Origin of the sequence: Caballeronia sp. NK8 (genome assembly GCF_018408855.1) — a bacterium.
In the GTDB taxonomy this organism is placed as follows: domain Bacteria; phylum Pseudomonadota; class Gammaproteobacteria; order Burkholderiales; family Burkholderiaceae; genus Caballeronia.
This window is the reverse complement of record NZ_AP024326.1, coordinates 193491-215573: the sequence shown is the minus strand read 5'-3', so window position 1 is coordinate 215573 and position 22083 is coordinate 193491. Positions and strand designations below refer to the sequence as shown.

Sequence of the window (22083 nt, the reverse complement as noted above, 5' to 3'; positions counted from 1 at the left end):
CTCCGCGCATGCAATGGCGCATCGGCGGAGCGGCCGAATGCAACGTACGACCAACCAGCCGTTCAACGTCCGGGCGCTGCGCCACATGCGAAAGCCGATCCTGTCTTCGAGCCGGTTGCGCATCTTTTCGATGCTCGTGCTGTTCGCCGTCACGCCTGCCATCGCTCACGCGCAAGGCGCGCCGGATCGCGCCGTGGTGGGAACCAACGTCAAGAACTACGCGAACGCCGTGCTCGCGATCATGTCGTACACGGCGGTGCCCGACGTCACGACGAGTTCGCTCTCCATCAACAGCGGCGCGACCGGCAATCCGGGCTTCGGCCAGACGCAGCTCGGCGGCGGGTTCACCCTCAGCAGGTCGTTTCCGCTCTATCTCGAAGGCACCGTCGCGTACAGCCGCTACGATCCGACCTTCATCGCGACCGACGGCACTCAGCAACGCCCGGTGCCGGCGAAGTGGAACACCGCGAGCACGACGGTCGGTATTGGCTGGGACATTCCGATCACCAATGAGCTGCGCCTGCGGCCGATCCTCAACGGCATGATCGGCCGTGTCGCGAGCGATCTGCGCGTCGCGCAGACCGTGTTCAACCACCTCGCTAACACCAATCTCCAGTTCCTCGAAGACGGCGCGCTCAACGCCTTCGGTCTCGGCGGCTCGCTGATGCTCGATCTGGAGCACTATCGCGAGCACTATGAGGTCGATGTCGAACTGCGCGCGACCGATATCTATTTACGCAGCTTCGGCAGTTCGTCGGATGCCGTGCAGGGTTCGGCGACGGCGCAGCAATTCAGCCTGTGGGCGCGCTGGCGTGCGCCGACGGGCTTCGCCGCGCTCGACCGGCCGGTGCGCTACGTGCTCGAAACCGCGTACTCGCATTACTTCGGCGACAGCGCGGGCGTGCTCGGCTTCAACGATCTGACCTCGCTCGGCGTGGGCCTCGAACTCGACAGCAGCCGATATCCCGTCGTCATCACGCGCACGCGCGCGATGGTGCGCTATGTGTTCGGGCACAACGTGCACGGCGTGTCGTTTGGGTTTGCCGTCAGCTTCTAGATCGCGGGTGCGTCACTGCTTCTCGATCCGCCACTCCGCTTCCCCCTTCTTGCACGCGGTCGGCGTCCACGACTGCGTCTGTCCCTTCGCGACGGCGACGAGCGTGACTTTGCGGCACGTCCCGCCGTCGCGCTTCACGGTGTCGCGCGGCGTGACCGTGCCTTCGATGTGCACTGTGTTACCGGTTCCGGCGTTGTTCCATTTGATTGTTTCGCCGTCCTTCTTCGTGTCGAGCGCTTCCTGAGCGGCGCGATTGAGCGCTTTGCGGTCGGCGGGCTTCATATAGCTGATCGGCGTGTCCTTGAGGAAGTTCAGGTTCGCAGCATGGGCGCATGTGCATGACAACAACAGTCCGGCAAGAACGCGACTAGGGAAACAACGTGGGTTCGCCTTCATGTCCGCCTCCGTTCATGGCACGTCGAGTCGATCTAATGAGATATTCATTCATTTCGTTATCCGCGCATAGCTCTCAATCACTTGCCGAGCCTTGGATGTTGCAACAAAATCCGGTTCGACGAGTGGCATCAGTTCGCGTTCGCCTCAGCGCTGACCGCTTCAAGAAGTGACCTCGGTTGACGCAAAGCCAGCACGTCGATGTCTTCAGTTCGGCCGGTCGAGACTGCAAGTTCCCGGCTTAGGTAATCCGATGCATAGTCAATGAACGCGCGGGTCTTGCGAGGCAAGTACTTCCGCGCAAGAAAGACAATGAAGATGTTCTTGTCGGGCGTCGCGATCGAATACTCCGGCAACAGGCGAATGAGTTTGCCGTCGTCCAGCTCGGTCTGCACCACGCCTTTAGGCACGATCGAGAACCCCATGCTCTGCAGCGTCACGAGACGAGCCAGGAACCAGTTATCGACCGAGTACGCCGGTGCGAGCGTGACTTCATCCACGGCGCCTTGACCGTGACCGAAATTCCACGTCTGACTGCGTAGCTCCTCTTGCAACCCGACCGACGACAGGCTGCGCAAATCTCCCGGGGCGGCAGGCAGGCCATGCTCGCGCAGAAAAGCCGGCGTGGCCACGGGGACGAACGCATTGACGCCAACCTTCTGCTTGACGACCGCAGTTTGATCCGCCAGCTCAGTGACAATGCCGACGTCAAAACCATTTTCGACGAAATGGACACGCCGCTCAGCGAGGGTCAGCCGTACCGTTACGTTCGGATAGAGCTCGCGGAACCCGTCGACGAGTTGACTCAAGGTGAACTGGGATAGCGCGGTCGATGCGACGACGCGCAACGCGCCGCTGGGTCCGTCTTCAGTTTTCGCGATCGTGGACTCCAGATTATCCAGTTCCTCCAGAAACGTGCGACATCCTTCGAGATAGCGCGCGCCAGCTTCGGTCACCGATACCTTGCGCGTCGTGCGATTGATCAAACGAGTTTTCAACCGTGCCTCGAGCGAGGCGATCGCGCGACTCACCAACGCGTTGGAAACCCGCAGTTCTCGCGCGGTGCAGTGGAAACTTTCCGTATCCGATACGCGCACAAAGATACGCATCGCCTGGATCTCGTTCATTTGATCGCCCTCAATGCGCAGAGTCGTCTTGCCTGCGTCCTGGGAAGTTTGCTGTGCATCGCGCGAAGCAACTGCGGACGAGGCCAGCTATCTCAATCTCTCCAACTAGATAATTGATTGTCCATTGTTTGTCATTAGTTTTTTGCCGGGCTTACACATTGTGTCGCTCACGAACCAGCATCAGCGGGATCTCGACAAGGCTGGCTACCCGATTGGAAACGCTGCCAAGATGGGCTCGCGCGCCGCCGCGCCTGCCGTGTGTCCCATCACGATGAGATCCGCACCGCAGCGCTCTGCTTCGCGCAATATGGCGCTCGCAATGTCGTCGGTGCCGGACTCGGTGGTGATCAGGCCGATCGAGACCCGTAAAGGCGTTATGTTGTGCAGGGGTTCAGGCACCTTGGCCGCGGCTGCGATCGCCGCGGTTCCCTCCTTGACCAACGTTAGCTCGAGCGGTGTCGTCGGCATCAATCCGCCGGGACATATCGCGCGGTCGACGACATAGACCACGCGTATCTGCGTGTCCGCAGCTGCGAGCTTCGCCCCTACGCCCACTGCCGCAAGCGACGTTGCGCTGCCATCGACGGCGAAGAGCATGCGCTGCACGCCTTCGTCGTAGGTACTTTCGTATCCGGCGGGCACGACGATCAATGCGCAAGTCGCGAATTGGCTGAGCCGATCCATAACTGATGGATCGAATCACCTCACCAATCCGTGATGTTGCCGGATACCGAGGATCAGCAGGCCCGCGCGATCCTCGCCCGCCTCGGCTGCAAGTTCATGGACGACGCTATCGCCTTCCTCCGCGAGATCGATTTCACGACTTCGGACTGCAGCGACCGACTCCGCGAGCACGGTGCTCGCCACCGTGATCGCGCGTTGCGCGCTGGCTCGCGAGTTCAGTCGTGGACGCATCAAGCTCGAGCCACCACGAGCGCTGTTTCTCGCCGGTCCCGATCTCCACGCGACGCATGGGATCGCCCTCCGTGACCATGCCAAGCAGCCTGCCGGACCCTTCGATCATAGGCATCCGGCTGATGCCGGCGAACACCATCCATCTGAATGGCCGCTCTGGCACCGAAGACGTGACGCTGCGCAGTCACTTTCGAACGACCCCTATTTGAGAGGAATGCTCGCTCGAACGTCTGCGGTGAGCTTCCGGCAAATGACCGTAGATGGCCGGGTTGAGGCAGTGCCACCGGCAATTTGATCGCCGGAAACCGGCCATTGAGCGGGGGCGGACGTGACCTTGGATATTTAAATTGGACGGCGACCTCGATCGGCGGCTCGTGGCCGCTTGCCGAAGTTGCAGGCAGGGGCGCGTGGCGCCTGAGGCGACCCGCCTCGAACTCCCGCACCCGAACCACAAGGGACAGTCGGCTTTCTCTAGAGCAGTCATTCGGTTCTGGCTTGGGTCTCGAGCCATCGTGTCTTCACGCGCGTTGGTCGCCCCTTAATTAGGTCGTGGAATGCGTCCATCGCACGCCCGGAATACGCGAGCGCCGGCCGCCACTTCCGGTGAAATCGGGAGTTCGGCAGTGTTTCCTTTGACGATCAACGCTTTTTGAAGTCGCCCAGTGCCGGATCAACACGGCATCCTCTCCACCTGAGTTGAGACAGATTTTATATACCCTGTCGTCCTGCCAACGACTTAATCGCATCAATCCCCGCCGTCATTCGCGCCCGTGCTGCGGAGTTCGCAGAATGGACGACAATTCTCGGCGGCTTGAACCCCCGAAGCGCAACAGCCTCCTCCATCCAGACAATCACATCGTAGCCCGTCCCGCGCTCGTCATTACCTAGATCGTGGTCAAGACCGATCTCTTCTACAATCCCCGCTTCGAGAAGACGGATGGCCTCGTCGGGCCAGTACACCCTAATCCAGCCTGGCGGTGTCTCTCTGAGATCGTCGAGATAAGCTTTCAATCGTCCCCCGAGATGGCCGATCGTGTCCTCTACAAAGTCACTGCTTCCGCTGTGGACTATTCCTGGCCGACAGCGCGGCTCCCACAAAGGCCATCTACGTGACGCAGGTACTCAGCGATTTCAGAGTGCTTCTCGTCACCGATTTCGCCGTCGATCGGCGCTGACAGCTCTTCATTTACGCGCAGCCCACCCTCGGTCATGTTTGCAGACCCGATAAGCGCATGGTATTTGCCTTTCGACTCGAAGTACCACAGTTTTGAATGTAGGAACTTCTTCGTCGTGGCGATCACGTTGACGCCCAACTCTACCAGCAGATCTACTGCAGCTTGTTGCACTTCGGTCTTCCTCTTGTCCTTTCTTGGGCGATTCGAATAAACGGTGACTGCCACGCCGCGCGCTACTGCCGCGGCGATCGAGTCTTTCAGCAATCCGACACCTTCGAGCTTGATCCAGCCCGAACAGATAACAACGCGGTCGGCGTCAGAAAGCAGCTTCTCGATCGTTGCCAGGTGATTCCGTTCGTGCTTTTTCGGTACGTTATAGAGAAGTGCTGGCACGGCAGACCTTGATAAGAGTGACAGGCGGAAGCTTACAGCAACGCCGCATGAACCCGAACTCAGACAGAGGCCCCTTTCGCAGATCGAGACGGCTTTCCGGTGAAACATGTAGCGGTCCGGTCGAGTGAGATATTCGACCGGTGTTGCTTGCGGCACTCCCCCGGTGCTTCGAGATTGCCCTGGCTAACATCAGTGCTTTGCGGGAATGCGTTTTCGCGCCGTCCGGCTTGGAGGCCACCCCTTGCCGACGAGGACCGCTTCGACACCAGCGCGATGGAAAGGTGTGCCCGAGTTGTCGCAGGGCCTTTCCTTGAGGAGCGCACGAGGTTCAAGCGCTGTGGTGCTCGACGAAGCGGCCCACAAATAACGCTGTGTCCGATGCGCACTTCGTCTGCAGTCGACGCGTTACGCGCAACGCAAGCGTGGGTAGTCGATCGTTGACGTTTCGCATGCTCTCGTCGAACGGCCGTTCCTGGCCGGTGGACTAAACCGCTCGCGCGGTAGGGGCTACGGTCCGACGCTGGTGGTCAGGGAGAGGCCGGTCACCCGGCTTTATGTTGGCGAATGAGGCAATCCGCCTCGTTCTTCAACAGGAGCCGAATCATGACCTCCTTACCGACAAACGCCAGCCCACTGCGCCAGCGCATGATCGACGATATGCGCATGCGCCAGCTTGCCCCCAAGACGCAGGACATCTACCTGCACATCGTGCGTGAGTTCGCCCGTTTTCTCGGGCGCTCGCCTGACACGGCCACCGTCGAGGACCTGCGCCGCTACCAGCTCTATCTGGTCGACCACGGCACATCGGCCGTGTCGCTGAACCACGCGATCACCGGCCTGAAGTTCTTCTTCAAAGTCACGCTCGACCGGCCCGAGCTGATGGTCAGGATGCAACCGGTGCGCGTGCCCCGCATATTGCCCGTCGTGCTCAGCCCCGACGAAGTGCGGCGGCTCATCGAGGCCGCCGGTAACCTGAAGCACCAAACCGCGCTGTCGGTCGCGTACGGCGCGGGGCTACGCGCCAGCGAAGTGGTGGCGCTGAAGGTCACCGACGTCGACAGCGAGCGCATGACACTGCGTATCGAGCAGGGCAAGGGCCGCCGTGACCGCTACGCGATGCTCTCGCCGGTGCTGCTCGAACGTCTGCGTGTGTGGTGGCGCGTGGCCCGTGCGCAGGGCAAGATGCTCGATGGTGGGTGGCTGTTTCCCGGACTCGATCCGCTCGATCAGTTAAGCACGCGACAGTTCAACCGTGCCATTCATGCCGCCGCCGAGACTGCGAACATCGACAAACGTGTGTCCATGCACACGCTACGCCATAGCTTTGCGACACATCTCCTCGAACAGAAGGTGGATATCCGCGTGATCCAGGTGCTGCTCGGCCATGCAAAGCTCGAGAACACCGCGCTCTACGTCCAGGTGGCCACCGACCTGCTGCACGAGGTCACCAGTCCGCTGGACCGTCTGCCCTCAGAGTAGACCCGCGGGCTGTAACGCCTCATGCTGGAGGTTGCGGACATCTTCCGCAGCCACGGGCCAGCGTGGCGAGCCACGACACACTTGAGCCTGGGGCAGCTGAAGGTCATGTCGGCCATCGAACGGTGCCGCACGGCGGCACTGGGCGGACATGTGCTGCGCTGTTCAGGCTGCACAAGGACCGAGGTGTCCTTCAACTCGTGCCGAGACCGGCATTGCCCGAAGTGCCAGGCCAGCGCCGCACACCGCTGGCTAGAGGCGCGTCAGGCCGATCTGCTACCCGTCGAGTACTTCCACGTCGTCTTCACGCTGCCCGCGCAAATCAGCGCGATCGCCTGGTACAACAAGCGGGTCATCTACGGGCTGCTGTTCGACATCGCCGCCGACACGCTGCGCACGATCGCCGAGGATCCCAGGCATCTCGGCGCCCAGATCGGCGCCACGCTCGTACTGCACACTTGGGGATCGGCGCTCACGCATCACCCGCATGTGCACGGCATCGTCCCCCGTGGCGGGCTGTCGCCTGACGGTGAACGCTGGATCGCCTGCCGGCCCGGCTACTTCCTGCCCGTGCGCGTCCTCTCACGCCTGTTCCGACGCCGCTTCCTCGAGGCACTCCAGTCGGTTCACCACCGTGGCGACCTGCAGTTCTTCGGCGAGTACACCGGGCTCGCCGACCCCGCCACCTTTGCCCGATGGCTTGCGCCCCTACGTACTTGCGAATGGGTGGTCTACGCCAAGCGCCCGTTCGCCGGACCGAAGGCGGTGCTCGAGTACCTCTCACGCTACACGCACCGCGTCGCCATCTCCAACCAGCGCCTGGTCGCCGTCGATGAGCGTGGCGTGACGTTCCGCTGGAAGGACTACCGTGCGAAGGGACGCACCCGCTACAAGACCATGACCCTCGAAACCGGCGAATTCATGCGCCGCTTCCTGCTCCATGTGCTGCCCGGTGGTTTCCATCGGATCCGCCACTTCGGGCTGCTCGCCAACCCGGTGCGCCGCGCCAATCTCGCAAAGGTGCGCGAACTGCTGCACGTCGAACCCGAGATCAGCCCGTCGCCGGACGACGCCATCATCGAAACCCGCCCCGTCTTCATCTGTCGGCACTGCGGCGCACCGATGGTCGTCATCGAAATCCTCGCGCGCAGCGCCCCGATCCGCGCACCGCCAATGCGCCGGGATCCGACATGAACCCCACGGTTCCTCGACCTGCCTGTCGAACGTTGGCTCCGCGGCAACGCGGCCCAAGGATGGAGCCTGCGCGTGTCGCTACGCGAAGCGCTTTGCCCGGCCGCCTCATCATCGCGAATGCACGACTAAACCACTTCGCTACGGCGTCAGCGTCCCTCCGGCACCCCGCCTGAGCGTGCCGCATCCGGCACCACTGACCATTCCGGTCTATCAATCGCCATAGCCGCGAACCCTCCAACCGCAGTGGGGCACTCCGCGGTTTCCTCCATCGGGCTTATTCGACGCCTGCCGACATGCGCGGCGGCACGCACATTTCTGCGGCCGATGGCAGGCATCGAATAAACCTTAACGAACTCGGCCGGCAGCTCTTACCACCGTTTGATTTCCCTCACCGCAAATGCCACTTCCGGCACCAACAGTGCGGGCGAGCAAAAAAAAGTCGATTTACGACCATCATGCCTTTGCCGCTGTACGTTCCACGTCAGCGTCCGCTTGCCCCCACGCCGCAAGAAACGCCTCCACTTTCTCCTCAATTCCACTTTCAACTGTCCGCAGCCGCAGGATCGCAAGCCCGCTCTTCGCCAGGATGCTATTTTTCAAGGCATCTCGCGCCGCTTGCTCAGCTGTGTTATGGGAGGCGCCATCGACTTCGATCACTCTCAGCGGGGTTTTCCCCACTTTGAAATACAGCACGAAGTCGCAACTGGCGCCGTTGCGCATGTATGCCCGTTCTTCCGCCGTCAGCGCGGGGTTAGTAGGCGAGGCGACCTGGTTCAGCAGGATCTGCGTGTGAAAGGTGATGGCCTGGCGTGACGGGTCGGAAAGCGCTTCACGGAGGAGCTGTGCCACGATCTGCTCCGATTTGTATTCGGAATCTTCGCGCCGTAACCTGGCGTTCAGCCGCATCAGGGACCGGTCGTATTCCCTATACAGGAGGTCGAAGGCCGACACGACGGGAGCACGTATTATCTGCTTGTCCTCTGCGTGGTATTCGACGTAGCGCATCAAGGCGGCAATCGGGCCGTTATTCGCGGTGAAGACTTCATCGCCCGTCACCAGCGTGAATCGTTTTTTGGCGCGTGACACCGCCACATTGACGATACGGGGGTCATCCACGAAATCCATCCGCTCGCGGTTGTCACGCTTCCTGTCCAATACAGTGGAGAATACGATCTCGTCGCATTCCCTGCCTTGGAATTTGTGGACGGTGTCCCTGACGAAATCTGCGGGCAAATTCTTATCGGAGAGCGCGACCTGCGCCCGGAATGGGGCAATGAAGCCACGGCCGTCGCCTTCCAGCATGACAGGCTCGTCCTCATCGTCGAGCACCTTGCGCAATGAATCCAGTTCCCTGAGATTGGTGTTGTTGCGCGCGTGGTTGCCCTTGGCGGTCACCACCAGTCGCAGCGGGGTTTCGCCGTTGTCCCGGGTCATCGGAATCAAGGCGTTGTCATAGAACTGCTGGTTGCAGAACTGGATGATCCTGGGATGGCAGCGGTAGTGCTCTTTAAGCAGAGTCCTCGGCAACGCATCCCCAAATACGCTGGTGCACGAATCGAGCAGGCTGTATCGCTCGCAATCGTACGCGTTATCGGGGGTTCGAAGCCCCGACGCCACTGGAATGTGAGCTAACTGACGGCTGTCCCCAACGACGATCAGGTTCTTCGCGCAGCCCAGCGCCAGGATGCCCGGTACGATGTCCTGCTGTGAGGCCTCGTCGATGATGACGTAGTCGAGGGCTGCGCCCGGTGCGATCGAGTTGACGATGGAGTGCGTGCTGCTACCGAGGATGGGAAAGCGTTGCAAGAAGTGGTCGAACTGCTTCCGATACTGTCCCTCATTGATGCCACCTGGCTCAGTGGTATGCGCATGCAAGTGTTGCTTGAGGTAGCGCATCGACCCTGTCGTCAACGCCTCCAGCGACGCCGTGAAATTGCCTTGCGCGAGCGACTCGCGGCATGCCCCCAAGGCCGCCTCCTTGTTTTGCAGCGCCTTGTCGTAGTAGTGCATCTGCAAAGCATGAATGATGGACTGGCGGGACTCCTTCTCGAAAGGCTTGGCGCGGAAAATCCTGAAATTGAACAGCAGCTCGATTCGGTCCTTGAGCCGAATCGGCTGCTCTCCAAGATGGGATAGGTAGGCTATCAGGTCCGACGTCTTGTCTGGCGACAAGCCGTACTTGTCCAGAGACGCTCGAACCTGTAGCCCGTTCTCGTCCTGCCACTGCAGCAGATGGCGACGTTCGATACGTAGTTCATCGATGTCAGCCTGCAATTGCGCTGCTGTGTTGTGATCGTGGAGATGCCGCCTCAACCGTGCAAGCAGCGCTTGGATTTCGTCCATGGTCGGTGCGGGCTCGGGTTCGACGGACGGCCGGGGAGGTAGATTGTCGAAGAAAGCCGCCCGGTTTTCCTTGCTGCCGAGCTTGGCAACCAAATGGTCAAGCCCGGCTTTCTCCAGCTTCGTGTAAACGTTCTCCACGGCCGGATTGTTGTTGGACAGTACCGCGACCGTCTTACCCTGCAGCAGGATGTTGGCAAGGATGTTTAGAATGGTCTGCGTCTTGCCGGTTCCAGGCGGCCCCTCAATGACGCTAATCTGCGCGCGGAACCCTTGCTCGACCGCCGTGAGCTGGCTTTCGTTCACGCCAAATGGAAAGATCAGACCATCGACTTGCGCCTGCATCCCGTTCTGCCCCGTGCAATAGGCGTTCAAGGCAGTGTCCGGCCGGGGAGGCAGGCTCTCTAGCTGGCGGACGATATTGGCCGCGATCTCGCGCTGGATCTTTGAACCCGCGTTTTCCCTTCGGGCGTTCGCCACGTCGACAAAATACCGAAAGACAGACCCTTCCTTCATTGTTGTCGGCTTGACGAACTCGACGCTGTTCAATTTGTGAACGTACGGCTTGGAGGCGCCAGGATAGTAGACCACGGCATACCGCTCGCCGTAGATTGTCGCTCTCTCGACGGACTGAACGGATGCGCCACCTGGCTTTGCGAGCAACATCTCGTCCAACTCACGAGTGGGAACAACGCGGCAGTCACTGAGCGGGCGAGTGAATGTCTTCCTGGATGGGAAATAACATGTCAGTTGAAGGCTCTCGTACTTGTCGCTCCAGTAGATCGCCCAGTCGCTGATCTGAGAGGTCTTGTCCTCTCCGCTTACATGAATAGACACCATAAGTCTTGGATTCGTCTTAGACGGGTACGCGTCAGGACGGATCTCCCTTATTATCTCTTCTGCACTAAGACGGCCATCTCCGATGGATAAGTCAGCGCGCGGCAGCCCACCGGACGGATGGCTTGATTTCGCTCGAAGTGCCCACAAAGGACTGACTGCATTGAGGGCTCTGAAACACCGATTGTCAACGATTTCGCGCCCCGCGTCGAACGTCCGCTCATGGCCGCTTTCCGAAGTTTGCAGTACCTACATTCCGCAGCGAACGCGACCGTCGCGCGAACTTCCGTAGTCGACCTTGCGTCGTCACTGGCCAGTGCTATGGTTTCAGCGCGGGAGGGTAACCTATCAATCGCTCGGCTCGAGCTTGAAATGGAGTTCAGCGTATCCCGCGTTGCACCGCCAGACCTCCTTTCCGTCTCGGAGAAAAATAGCCACGCCCTTCACCACCTTGCACGGAGCCTGAGGGTAAACAGGACCATGCCCATTGACCGCAGCGGCCAAGGCACTGCGCTCCTTACAGACCGCCATGTATCTTCCATCTTGCAGTGTCATTTAGTTCGCCAAAATCTGACGCGCCTGCTCGCCGCCAACGCATCGCTGGCCAATGAGCAGTTCGTCGTGCCGATGTGTTTCACTGTTCTCCGTCCGGCAGTGTCTCGCCCAATGTTGCCCGAACGAGTGGCCGCGTGTAGGGTGCCTGCACGGCACGTGGCAGACCGCGCTTTGTCGCGTCCGTGATGACACGCTCACCATCTTCAGTGATCCACGCCACGACTTCTTGCGCGGACCACGTTTCGAACGCGGCGCGCACGGCCAGTTCGAGCTTTTCGTCGCAGCCCAGTTCATCCCATTGGTTGTGCTCGTCAGCCTGCGCGTTCCATGTCGCCCTCGCAGCCTCGATCACTTCGTTCTCACTCATCCCGACCTTCTTCTGTTTCAGGCGTCGCATCGCTTGATCTCGAGCGCCTGAAGAGTTCATGTCCGCGATCGCAGCACCGTTGAAGATTTTCTGTGCTTGATCGACAAGTCAAGTTAATGCGCTCCCGCATCTGCGGCGACTTCTTGCGTCCAGAAGTTCAATTGCGGCCAGGCGGCCTGATCACCTCGCTTGCGAATCGCACAGAAGCCTGCGTGAGCGAGACCATGAATGCCAAAGTATGCATTCATCTGCAAAGCGAGTCGAATATCTGCCCCTTCGCCGTCGTATTCATCGTCGCGAATAATCTCCCTGCCCGGAAGACCAAGGCTCACGCCAGCAGCCCACGCCCATGCGGTGGCTTCCGGGTCCGAGCACTGAATGACGGCGCGATACAGGGGAGCATCCGGGTGCAAGCCCTCTTCGTCAATGCGTCTGAGCATCTCGCGCTGCCCTGCATACAGGTTGCCGTTCATCAAAGAACGGAAGCAGCGCGGTGTGATCGCCAGATGGCCCGCCTCATGAAGCACGGTTGATATCCGACACTCGGGATCGGTAACCAAGGTGCCTTGGTCGATGCGGCATCCGTCCGAAAAACCGGTGGCCCCGGCCTCGTAACGTGCAAGAATGCCGGGTCCATTCAGGAACTGCAGCACCTGGTCCCGGGTCGAGGAAGCATCGATTGAATAGTTGCTTAGCATGCGCCGAAATCGCTTCTCGACAGGGTTAAGTTGATCACCTCGCTGTCCGCGCGGCGCGCCGGATGCGTCTGACTGCGGCAGCAGGCGTATCTGAAACTAAAGACCAATCGTGATGCCACCACGCGATCACCGCTGCGGCATCTCGCTCGGTCCTCGCACTGGCAACCTCCTCCACCGCCGCCGTAACCTCTTCCCACCAACTCGCTGATTCGCCGTCGCTCGCCATGCGGTCGATCGCTTCGCGATAGATGGTCTTGGCTTGCTCGATCGATATTTTCATCGGCTGTCCTCCCCTCACGGGCGCGTCAGTAGGCGAACGATGCGCGGATCATGCCGGACGTCGATCACCATCTCTATCTTGATATGGACGACGTCCGCATGTACGGGGTTGAGAATGTAGTTGTAGGCAAAAGGCATCACCGCGCTGGGGACTTTGAGCAACGCTGTTGATCCGCCCTCAAGCCATTCGCTGCCGGCGGACTGCGTATAGGACGCGTCCTCTCTCCAATTCTCCGGCAAAACGCTCTCGCTTAATTCGGCAATCGTCACTTGGTCACCGATCGCCACGCGCAGCAGACGATATGTGTCGGGCAAATCGGCGGTGGACCGAACTTCTTGATGAACGAGCGTCTCGAGCAGAGCACCGGCGGGGTGCTCGGCCAGATAGACCACCGGCTGCCCTGCAAAGTGCCATCGACCGGGAGCGCGCAGGCCGCCGACGCCTTTCAAGTCGGCGTAGTTGCTGATCCTCCACAGAACCATCAGGCGAAATATCCCTCGTCAATCTGTACGAGCGCGTCCTCGACCAGACGCGCCCCATGCTCGGTTGCAGCCATTCCAAGGGCGCTGAGGCCATCGAAGCGCTTCTGCAGACCGCGCAACCAAACCAAGGCCTTTTCGTTACTGCCGAAAGCGGCGTTCGCCTGCGCGACGATGCGCGCCAAACGAATGGCTCGATCGGATTCCTCCGTCGACAGGCGTTCGTGTTGCTGCCGACGATGCGTGAGTGTTCGCCGCGGGATAATGAAAGCCAGTTCGTCGGCCTTCAGCCCCTGAGCGGCGAGTCGATCGATTACGTCGACGTTGACGCGATCCTGCGCCAGTCCAGCGAGATCGGCATCATCCCGGACGCGCGCGTCAAGCAGTTCACCGAGCAGCGCGTATTCCGCTTGTCGTGCGTTTCCGGTACCAGTCGGTGTGAAGGCGATTATTGTCATGACCGTCCCTTTGGCAAAATGCCCTCCAATTATAGGCGTTTTGCCGACTGCATTGCAACTCGCAGAGGGCCTTGCCCGAGCCCCTTCTGCGCCAACCTCGGGCAATCGACGCGGAAGACCTTCAACGACGTCTTCGGCCGCATCCTTCAAGCGCGTGAAGATGTCGGCGCCTGACCTCGCTCAAAGCTAACTCTGCTCATTTCGAGGGTTCGGCTCGACACCGTCGCTTGCCGCACATTGATTGCAAAGCATTTAATATGCGTTCGCGGCATTTGATCGGTTGCTTTGCGTCAGCGGACAGCCGCGCCGCCTCGCCATCTGGCCGTGCTGACGTCTCGGGATACGGCGTACAGCGTGAGATTGCAGTCCTCACGCTTCCGTACGGCATCTGGCTCGCACGCAACCGCCGAGTGTTCTGCCATAGTCGAACAGATTCGTTGTCGGGTTTACCGTGATGTGCCAGCTTGATCAAACCTGCGCGCTTGCGACGACCCCTCCGCTCAGAATCAGGACCGAACGATGCGGTGCAAGTGCTGCACGGGAGACCGATGATGCTCAGACTCTTCAGCATCATGACGCTAGCGGCTGCAGTCGCGGGATGCGCTTCTGCTCCACCGGACGGCTCTCCCGATCCGGCTTGTGGTAATGCTCCTCGTCGGCTCCACCACTTCGAAGTTCGCCTCATCGAACAACGAGAAGAAACCAAGTCGAGTGCTGTGCAGCTCTATCGCCGACGACACGGGCTCCCAACCCAGCCGTCGACGCCCTGCGTCCATTGACGCTCGGCGACGTGAACGACATCCTCTGATGCCGGGCGTCGACGAAGTCGTCCTGGCTCGCTTTTCAACAGGGTTGTCCACGGTTTCTGTGGATAACTTGTCGGGAACCCGATATGGCGGACCCGCTGTCGTCATTTCGCCGTGGCGTGAATGATGAGCTTGGGGATCGACTCACGAGGCCCGGTCCCTAGATCGGCCCTAGCCGACATTGAGGCCGGTTGCGTTTAACGTCAGGAGCCTGGCAGATTGCTGACCTTGGCGATGTCGCGCGGCAGGACTGCAACTTCTGCGTCGGCGAACTCACACTCACGACCCACGTCGGCCGCTCAGGTTGTCGGGAGAGCAATGGCTGCTTGCGGGAGTACAACGGCCCACTGAATCTTCCCGAGATTGCGGGCGCATCCTCAGCTGTTTCGGGAGGGGCTAGTGGGACGCCTGACTAGGCGGCACAAATTAAACGCATACTGGCGACCCCATGACCCATACAAAAGGCTTTCATCGGCCGCTACACTGCCATATCGACCTTGCGTCAGTACAATCGCAAAAGGCCGCGCCACTCAATAATCTATTACATAACGAAATTCTTGGCCGAGCCCACGAACTTCTCGTAATAGGAAATTTGAATGAATGTGCTCGTCATTGACGACGATGAGTCCGTCGCGGACAGTCTTGCCTTTTTATTGGATTGCAATGGTCACTGTGCTTACGTGGGCTACGACGGCCGGACTGCCCTCACGCTCCTTCGCACCGGCGCTTTTGGAATCGCTTTCCTTGACGAGGGCCTCCCCGACATCACTGGCAGCACTGTCGCGCGTTCGCTGAGGGAAACACCGATTCCCTCCGGGATTTTTCTCGTTTCAATGACGGGAGACGCAGACAGTCAGAGAGAAACTGCTCAGCTCTACGATGTCTGTCTGCAGAAGCCGTTCTCGTTGGAGGCGCTCATGAAGGTCATCGACGACGCTCGCTCTAGCCAAGACGCGAGGACTGTGCTCCAGGCCTAGAGTTATGTGAACGGAAGCATGATGACGTCCATTGGCGTGCAATCGGGCTTACAGAGCTCCACAGGCGATTGTGGCGCGCCGATGGACAGTGCAATCGAATTTTTCGACGGACGAGCAGCGATATTCGAGTTCGACGCCGAGGCGCACCCGCCGCGAAGCCGAACTGCTGGCCGTCGTGCTGACATGCCGATTCTGCAAAGCGCGCTGCATCCCATTCCGAACCATCCAAGCCTCGAAGCGACTTTTCGGCTGAACGCCGCGACATCGCCTCAGGCTTCCGTTGTTCGCTTTATCGCGGAGAAGGGTGGCGGCGCCGCTACCGCGTGAGACGACGCCCGTTCTCATGACGGCACTTCCAATCTCGTCGTCCTCATCGGCCGCGATCGCGTTCCCGTTCGCGCGTCTACTGTCCCTCTAGCCTTACCTGTACGCCAATGGCGCAGCCCGACCGCACGTCGCATGGGGTACTCGGAATCGATGGCACGCTCTCGGCGCTGACAATGGGTTTGAGCGTTTCCGGACTGTCTCCAGGCACCATCTGAAAGTCGAGTACAGCGCCGCTGTCATAACCGATGTGCATCGCGCCTGTGCAGCCAGAGTGACCGTGTACGTCCCTTGCTGACTGGGACTAAATGTGGCCTGGCCCTGGGGAGTCCCCTTCGCATCCGAGAACCGGTTCGTGTAGAGCTGCCTGCTCCTTCGAACGTCTGGAGCGCCACTCCAATCGATAAGAATTGGTGAGGGGAGCGGGTCAAGCACAGGCGGAGATTTGCTTGTGTCCAAAATGCCGAGCAGCGCCCCGTGTGCGCTGAAGAACAGTCTCCTCTGAGCGAGGACGCGGAGCACTCATCCCGGCAAAGGTGCCATTGCTGCCGATCACACAAGTCGACGTTACCATTGATAGCACTCCTGCCTTTCTGCAAGACATGGCCATCTCTTTTGTGCATTTCCAGACTAGCGACGCATGCAACGTCCGATCCTTACGCTACCGCAAGGCCCCGAGCTACGTCTCTCTATTGTACGGCCTCCTCCGGCGGACCGTGTCCGCATTGTTCGTCCGGTTCCCGGATCACTGCGCCTTCGGCGGAGCCGAGCGCGGCACCGAAGGCGGGCCCGCTTCGCGGGAGGAGAAGCGCTTCAGCGGTCACGGCGGACTCGAGTCGGCAGGTCCCGAATCGCTGATAGCGCGATCCTCCCGCGTGGGTGCCAATGAATCAGAAGCGGTGACGCAAACCGATGGTGGCCTCAATCTGATTCGATGTCGATGCCGGTGAATTCACACCGTTGATCCAGGCGACTCCCAGCGGGTTGCCGGCCCTCGCGCTCACGCTTTGATAGGTGCTTTGGATATAGACGTCCGTGCGTTTTGAGAAGGCGTAGTTCGCGAGCGCGCTCACCTGATTCCAGTGCGGAGCACCGCTCCCGGCGTTGCCTCCGGCCCGTGAGTAAGTGTAGGCCGCCGCCAGCATAACGGCTGGTGTCAAAGCGAACCGAATGTTTCCTTCATAGTTCTGAAAGTGCGTGTTGAAGCCGGTCAGGAACAGTTCCGTCAGGTTCGTTTGCGTATATACGAAGCCTGCAACCAAGGGGCCGACCGCATAGTTCACGCCTCCGCCCCACGTTTGCTGTCGACTAGCGAGCGCACCTAATGGTACTGCGGTAGGAGTTAGAAGACCTGATAGTGAGGTCCCAAGCGTATCGGTGACTGCCCCGTTCGTGTTGAGTTGTGCCGGGGTGCCGGCCGAGTTGTTCAGGTGCAAATACCCGGCGCCAAAGTTCAACGGTCCCCACATGTACGACATGCCGACACTGTACGCACGGTTGTTCGCGAAGCCACCGGCCTGGTTCGAGAAGCCATACAGGGCCCCGATCCTGAAGCCGGCAAAATTCGGGCTCTGATACTTGACAGAATTGTTGATCTGGAACGAGTCGTTCAAATTGTCGACGTCGAACGGATGTGCAAAGTGGGTGCCGCCATACTGTGTGCCGGTCAACGAGAGCGGCCCTACGAAGTCAACCATGCCGTCGGTTTGACGTCCCAAGGTGAGCGAGCCAAAATCGCGACTGGAAACTCCGACGTAGGCCAAGCGGTTGAAGATGCGATTGGCAGACGACAACTGTCCGTTGTTCAGATTGAAGCCGTTCTCCAGAGTGAAAATCGCCTGCAACCCGCCGCCGAGATCTTCCGCTCCGCGCAGCCCCCAACGACTGTACTGTACGCCTCCACTCGTCATCTGCCAGTTGCTGTGACCACCTGCTCCGGTGCCGGTGATCTGGCTGTTCGTGTAAGTGAGACCTGCGTCGATGAGGCCGTAAAGTGTGACATTGCTTTGCGCCTGCGCCGACCCGGCCAGGGTGGCCAGCGCAGCACCGGCTATAAGAGTTTTCTTCATTCGCTACTCCAGAATTGTGGGCCGTTTTCGTTAAACGCTTCACGCCACCCCGTACCGCGACGTCCTCTCTGCGGAGAAGTTGCTGTCGCCATACGACGATAATGCCAATTTGGTATCCGAATCTATCGCGTCGTAGAGTTTGTCGCTCGGTAGCAACACGCGCGGCCACGTTGCATGGAGTTGCCGTTTTGCGACGAACGCAACATGGGTGTTCGTTCGGCATCCTACGATCCCGAACGAGCATTCCAACGCCAGCGATACGCTCTTCGCCTTGCGCTTTTCCGATTACGAGCTAACCTTCCTCTGCGCCACTGAAATTGAGCGGGAAGTAGATCTCCACGGTGGTTCACCCGCTTCGGCGGGTTTTTTTCGTCCGCGTGTTCGCGACAGTGGTGTTCAGACGGCCGAGCAGAGTCGACCGTCTACTGACTGCTGCGCTGTGTTATAACTTCGCTTGCAGTTCGCTCGTGCTCTATGGGATTCTTTATTCCGCGTTGGAGAACATCGATGCAAAGACGAAACTTCTTGTGCAACTCCGCCGCCATCCTGGCATTGGCAGCCCTCGCAGTAGCCGGCTGCACGACTAACAGAAACGCTGGAACCGAGCAGGCCGCGGGCGCGGCTGACCTGCACCGGTCGATCGACGCAGACGTCGATAGCGCCCTTCAGCGTCTCTACGCCACCGTAGGCGGCTCGCGCGAGCTAGTCGCTAAGGCGAGCGGCGTGCTCGTTTTCCCGTCAGTTATTCAGGCTGGCTTTGTTGTCGGCGCGCAGTATGGGAAAGGCGCGCTGCGCGCGGGGGGCCAAACCGTCGGGTACTACAGCACGACCTCGGGCTCGTTCGGCCTACAGGCCGGGGCGCAGTCGAAAGCGCTGATCTTCCTGTTTATGACACAGGACGCACTCAACAAATTTCGTAATTCGAATGGCTGGTCGGCCGGCGCAGATGCATCCGTGGCGCTCGTCAGGATGGGTGCGAACGGTACGATCGACACAACCACCGCCAGTAAGCCAGTACAGGCGTTCGTACTGACCAACGCCGGCCTGATGGCGGACGCCTCGCTTGAGGGCACAAAGGTGTCACGCCTGACGGAATGAGCGGCGCCGAGGATCGGGCGCCATAGCGTAGCTGCAAGGGCGACCTTTCGGCCTCACCCGAAGGACGCTATGTGCCTCCTCATTCAGCGCGCACTCGACCGATTTGGCAGATCCGGGGAAACCCCTCTTCTTCGAGAAGTTGCCAGCGATCGTATAGAAGATGCCAGAGGTCGTCTCTCCGGATAAGGCAAAATATACGCGGAAGACGCACGCGACCGGCGGCATTTCCCCGCTTGCGTTGCGCACTCGGACGCATGGAGATGCGCTATGGAAAATGTCACGAAAACCTGCTCGGCGCTTGCTACGTTCGCGCTCCTGCTGACCGGATATCCCGCCATCAGCGCGCCACAAAGCAAACGACACCTGAGCGAAACGGAGTGCCGTGACCTTGCCGCAACCAAAAGCAACGCACCTAAGACGAGGTCGCAGCACCGAAGCGAGCTTTCGGCCCTGAGTAAAGCGGGCTACAACCCGTCGCCATGGCACGACGACCCAAACTACCCAGCAGATCTGCACGCCGCTCAGCGTCTGGTTGACCATTGGTTCGAAACCGAGTGCAAGGCATCTCCAAGGTGAAAGGCCCCGGACCCACTACGCTCCTCCTCCGAGTGCAGAGCAAGCGAGCTCGGCGTTTCAGCGCGACGCGCGATGTTGCGCACGACTCGCGGCCTGCTATTTCCCACTGGCGACTCAGCCCCCGCGCGCCGCAAAAGCCTTGATTTTGTCTATGATAAAAGCTGCCTTCGGAAAAGCTCGTCTCTCATTTCTATGACATTTCGATCGACCGGGATATGACAAATTCGACAGAGCGCGTTTTAGAGCCAGACCCGGTCGCTAACGGCGCCCCCGAGTCAAATCCTACCTTAGAGCGCGCTCCGCCGGCGGCCGTGACAGGAATCGGTATCGGGGCGATCGCGCAAGAAATCGGTGTAACGAGGGACACCTTGCGCGTTTGGGAACGCCGCTACGGCTTTCCGCAGCCGATGCGCGCTCCCAGCGGCGAGCGGCTATATCCACAGGAGCAGGTGTCGAAGCTGCGGCTCGTCACGCGTCTGCTCGACGCAGGTCATCGTCCGAGTAAGGTCCTCGCACAGTCGCTCGAAGCGCTTCAGCAGCTCGCCGAGACTTCCGGGATCGGGCAGGACGTGCCGGACGCCGAACTCGATCGTCTGATTTCATTACTGCGCGCGAGTGCCTATGAAGAGTTTCGCTTTGAACTGTTGAAGCGCGCCGCGCGCGACGGTCTCGAGCGTTTCGTGCTGGACGTGGCGGCGCCGCTGTCGGCACGGGTCGGAAACGCCTGGGCCGCAGGCACCCTGCAGGTGTACCACGAGCATCTGTTCAGCGAGGCGCTCCAGACCACGTTGCGCACGCTGATGCGCCCTCTGTCTGATGCGCTTCGCGGGCGCGGCGGCCGTCCCCGCGTGCTGCTCACGACGCTGTCCGGCGAGGGCCACGGTCTTGGCATCCTGATGGCCGAGGCGATGTTCATGCTCTCCGAATGTGAGTGCATCCAGCTGGGGCTGCAGACGCCGCTGCATGATATCGTCGGCGCCGTGGCGGCGCATCGGGTCGATATCGTCGCGCTCTCCTTCACCGCGACGCTGCCCACGCAGTCCGTCGCGAACGGCTTGACCGATCTGCGCAATCTGCTGCCGCCGCACGTGCACATTTGGGTCGGTGGAAGCAGCCCGGCGCTGCGCCGCAAGTTTGAGGACCGCGTGCATCCGGTCATAAGTTTGACCATGGTAGATGAGACCGTTTCGAACTGGCGGCAACTGCCCATGCCATGATCGGCAATATCGGGCGAGTCACAGTTCAGCTGGCGCGTGTCGAGCAAAAAAGCGCTCTGCCGAACGAAGGCCGCAACCTGTGCGCGGCGATCACGCGACCGAAGAGAATCACGCGTGCCGAGCTTCCGGGACAGCGCGAAAGCTTGCAGCCGGTCCTAAAGGCACGAGGTCACTTTAAATGTGTTCTCCAGGAGGCTGCTTGACATGAGTCAAGCGCAATCGCTTCGCACCGGAGTGCTCAGGTTTTCGGACCAGACTCGGACCGGGGGCGACGCGCCAGCAAGAGCGGTACTTCTGTCAGTTGGGCCACGCGTCCGGACACAGTCCCGAGTATCCAGCGCGCGACCTCTCTTTGCCCATGAGAATTGCATCGGCGTTCCAGCGCGCGGCTCCATGCACGATCGCATGCGCGACATCGTCACCCGTTTCATCGGTTCGTACAAGCGCAGCATCGAACGCGAAATCCTGTGCACACCAGGTTTCTGAGAAGACCGTGCGGGCCTTCGCCAAAGCAGACTGTCCTTCTTCGAAGAATGCCTCTTGAAGCGACGTCGTCGACGCGGCGTCAGTCGCGCGAGCCGAACGATCGATGACGTAGATCGCTTGCACCTGTGCGCCCGGCCCGGCGATCTTGAGCCCTGCTCGCAAGGATGCCAGCGAAACGGGACTGCCGTCCACGGCACACAGCAATCGGCAGGGTCTGGCGGTCTCGAACCGGGCGGGAGGCGCGGGCAGCACCTGCATCGAACAGTGCGCCATGTCCGCCGCATCCCGGGTCGTCCGCTCGGTCCATTGCAGGATGCCCATGTGGCGGCGTGCGGCTAGCATCATGAGATCGGCGCGCCACGTCTGCGCCGCCCGCGTAAGCGCGTGAGCCGCGTCTCCGCCGCTCTCGAACAGGTCGGCGACAAAGGTATTCACGTCGATGCCTGCGCTCTGGAGGAACCCCCGCGCCCTGTCTATACTCGCCTCGACGCCGCGCTGCAATCGCACATGCGCCGCGATCGCGTTAAAGAACGCGAGCGGTGCGTGTGGAATCATCGCGCGCCCATTCTTCAGCAATCCGACAATGCGTACCTTCGTGTCCACGTCGGCCAGCGAGACGGTGAGAGCGGCCGCTTCCGTCCAGTCGTCCGTCGAATCGACGCATAGCATGACTCGCCCGAACGCCGCGCATTAGTTACAGTGAGTTGACGTGTTGCTCATAGGATCCTCTCTACCCGCGATGGAATGAAATGGCGGCCGCCATGAGACGCAGCCCGAAACTTAGCG

Annotated in this window: 21 protein-coding genes and 1 pseudogene; 8 read left to right on the top strand and 14 right to left on the bottom strand. The window is 60.3% G+C overall.

What is annotated here, in order from left to right; all coding sequences use genetic code 11:
- The first annotated feature begins 37 nt into the window (after nucleotides 1-37).
- Nucleotides 38-1057, top strand: coding sequence for a hypothetical protein (locus NK8_RS33770; RefSeq protein ID WP_213233797.1), 1020 nt, complete (start codon nucleotides 38-40; stop codon nucleotides 1055-1057).
- Between the two features lie 12 nt (nucleotides 1058-1069).
- Here NK8_RS33770 and NK8_RS33765 read toward each other — a convergent pair whose 3' ends face one another.
- The 6 genes and pseudogenes from NK8_RS33765 to NK8_RS33740 form a co-directional block, all read right to left on the bottom strand.
- Nucleotides 1070-1402, bottom strand: a complete 333-nt coding sequence (locus NK8_RS33765; protein ID WP_367657833.1) for an RT0821/Lpp0805 family surface protein — start codon at nucleotides 1400-1402, stop codon at nucleotides 1070-1072.
- Between the two features lie 179 nt (nucleotides 1403-1581).
- Nucleotides 1582-2577 carry a LysR family transcriptional regulator gene (locus NK8_RS33760; protein WP_213233795.1) on the bottom strand — a complete coding sequence of 332 codons (996 nt, stop codon included), beginning with the start codon at nucleotides 2575-2577 and terminating at the stop codon, nucleotides 1582-1584.
- Nucleotides 2578-2728: 151 nt separating this feature from the next.
- Nucleotides 2729-3174, bottom strand: a pseudogene (locus tag NK8_RS33755) (universal stress protein).
- A gap of 102 nt (nucleotides 3175-3276) precedes the next feature.
- Entirely contained in the window at nucleotides 3277-3492 is a 216-nt protein-coding gene (locus tag NK8_RS33750; RefSeq protein WP_213233793.1) for a hypothetical protein, read from the bottom strand.
- A 708-nt stretch (nucleotides 3493-4200) separates the two neighbouring features.
- Complete coding sequence (locus tag NK8_RS33745) at nucleotides 4201-4503, bottom strand: cyclic-phosphate processing receiver domain-containing protein (protein ID WP_213233792.1); 303 nt, start codon at nucleotides 4501-4503, stop codon at nucleotides 4201-4203.
- A 56-nt stretch (nucleotides 4504-4559) separates the two neighbouring features.
- The gene (locus tag NK8_RS33740; RefSeq protein WP_213233791.1) at nucleotides 4560-5060 is read right to left on the bottom strand and encodes a phospholipase D-like domain-containing protein; all 501 of its coding nucleotides are present in this window, start codon (nucleotides 5058-5060) and stop codon (nucleotides 4560-4562) included.
- Nucleotides 5061-5663: 603 nt separating this feature from the next.
- On the opposite strand from NK8_RS33740, the gene NK8_RS33735 reads away from it, so the two are divergent.
- The gene (locus tag NK8_RS33735; protein ID WP_213233543.1) at nucleotides 5664-6539 is read left to right on the top strand and encodes a site-specific integrase; all 876 of its coding nucleotides are present in this window, start codon (nucleotides 5664-5666) and stop codon (nucleotides 6537-6539) included.
- 21 nt (nucleotides 6540-6560) lie between these two features.
- Nucleotides 6561-7730 (top strand): IS91 family transposase, encoded by a 1170-nt coding sequence (locus tag NK8_RS33730; RefSeq protein WP_213233544.1) that lies wholly within the window; start codon nucleotides 6561-6563, stop codon nucleotides 7728-7730.
- A gap of 453 nt (nucleotides 7731-8183) precedes the next feature.
- Here NK8_RS33730 and NK8_RS33725 read toward each other — a convergent pair whose 3' ends face one another.
- The 6 genes from NK8_RS33725 to NK8_RS33700 form a co-directional block, all read right to left on the bottom strand.
- Complete coding sequence (locus NK8_RS33725) at nucleotides 8184-10910, bottom strand: AAA domain-containing protein (RefSeq protein ID WP_213233789.1); 2727 nt, start codon at nucleotides 10908-10910, stop codon at nucleotides 8184-8186.
- Between the two features lie 631 nt (nucleotides 10911-11541).
- Nucleotides 11542-11829 carry a hypothetical protein gene (locus NK8_RS33720; protein ID WP_213233788.1) on the bottom strand — a complete coding sequence of 96 codons (288 nt, stop codon included), beginning with the start codon at nucleotides 11827-11829 and terminating at the stop codon, nucleotides 11542-11544.
- A gap of 113 nt (nucleotides 11830-11942) precedes the next feature.
- The gene (locus tag NK8_RS33715) at nucleotides 11943-12527 is read right to left on the bottom strand and encodes a hypothetical protein (RefSeq protein WP_213233787.1); all 585 of its coding nucleotides are present in this window, start codon (nucleotides 12525-12527) and stop codon (nucleotides 11943-11945) included.
- 34 nt (nucleotides 12528-12561) lie between these two features.
- Nucleotides 12562-12807 (bottom strand): hypothetical protein, encoded by a 246-nt coding sequence (locus tag NK8_RS33710; RefSeq protein ID WP_213233785.1) that lies wholly within the window; start codon nucleotides 12805-12807, stop codon nucleotides 12562-12564.
- 14 nt (nucleotides 12808-12821) lie between these two features.
- The gene (locus NK8_RS33705; protein ID WP_213233998.1) at nucleotides 12822-13292 is read right to left on the bottom strand and encodes an RES family NAD+ phosphorylase; all 471 of its coding nucleotides are present in this window, start codon (nucleotides 13290-13292) and stop codon (nucleotides 12822-12824) included.
- Nucleotides 13289-13744, bottom strand: coding sequence for an antitoxin Xre-like helix-turn-helix domain-containing protein (locus tag NK8_RS33700; RefSeq protein WP_213233784.1), 456 nt, complete (start codon nucleotides 13742-13744; stop codon nucleotides 13289-13291). The genes NK8_RS33705 and NK8_RS33700 overlap by 4 nt, the downstream gene beginning before the upstream one ends.
- 1402 nt (nucleotides 13745-15146) lie before the next feature.
- On the opposite strand from NK8_RS33700, the gene NK8_RS33695 reads away from it, so the two are divergent.
- Both NK8_RS33695 and NK8_RS33690 read left to right on the top strand, forming a co-directional pair.
- Entirely contained in the window at nucleotides 15147-15527 is a 381-nt protein-coding gene (locus NK8_RS33695; RefSeq protein WP_213233782.1) for a response regulator, read from the top strand.
- An 81-nt stretch (nucleotides 15528-15608) separates the two neighbouring features.
- On the top strand, nucleotides 15609-15854 hold the full coding sequence (locus NK8_RS33690; protein ID WP_213233781.1) for a hypothetical protein: 246 nt from the start codon (nucleotides 15609-15611) through the stop codon (nucleotides 15852-15854).
- An 887-nt stretch (nucleotides 15855-16741) separates the two neighbouring features.
- Here the strand turns inward: NK8_RS33690 and NK8_RS33685 are convergent.
- A complete protein-coding gene (locus NK8_RS33685) occupies nucleotides 16742-17920 on the bottom strand; it encodes a porin (RefSeq protein ID WP_213233780.1) in 1179 nt (392 codons plus the stop codon).
- Between the two features lie 507 nt (nucleotides 17921-18427).
- Here NK8_RS33685 and NK8_RS33680 point away from each other — a divergent pair.
- The 3 genes from NK8_RS33680 (at nucleotide 18428) to NK8_RS33670 (ending at nucleotide 20811) form a co-directional block, all read left to right on the top strand.
- On the top strand, nucleotides 18428-19018 hold the full coding sequence (locus NK8_RS33680; protein ID WP_213233779.1) for a YSC84-related protein: 591 nt from the start codon (nucleotides 18428-18430) through the stop codon (nucleotides 19016-19018).
- 267 nt (nucleotides 19019-19285) lie between these two features.
- Entirely contained in the window at nucleotides 19286-19594 is a 309-nt protein-coding gene (locus tag NK8_RS33675; RefSeq protein WP_213233778.1) for a DUF4148 domain-containing protein, read from the top strand.
- A 215-nt stretch (nucleotides 19595-19809) separates the two neighbouring features.
- On the top strand, nucleotides 19810-20811 hold the full coding sequence (locus NK8_RS33670) for a cobalamin-dependent protein (protein ID WP_213233777.1): 1002 nt from the start codon (nucleotides 19810-19812) through the stop codon (nucleotides 20809-20811).
- 297 nt (nucleotides 20812-21108) lie between these two features.
- Here the strand turns inward: NK8_RS33670 and NK8_RS33665 are convergent, their stop codons facing one another.
- A complete protein-coding gene (locus NK8_RS33665; RefSeq protein WP_213233776.1) occupies nucleotides 21109-21798 on the bottom strand; it encodes a universal stress protein in 690 nt (229 codons plus the stop codon).
- Nucleotides 21799-22083: the final 285 nt, after the last annotated feature.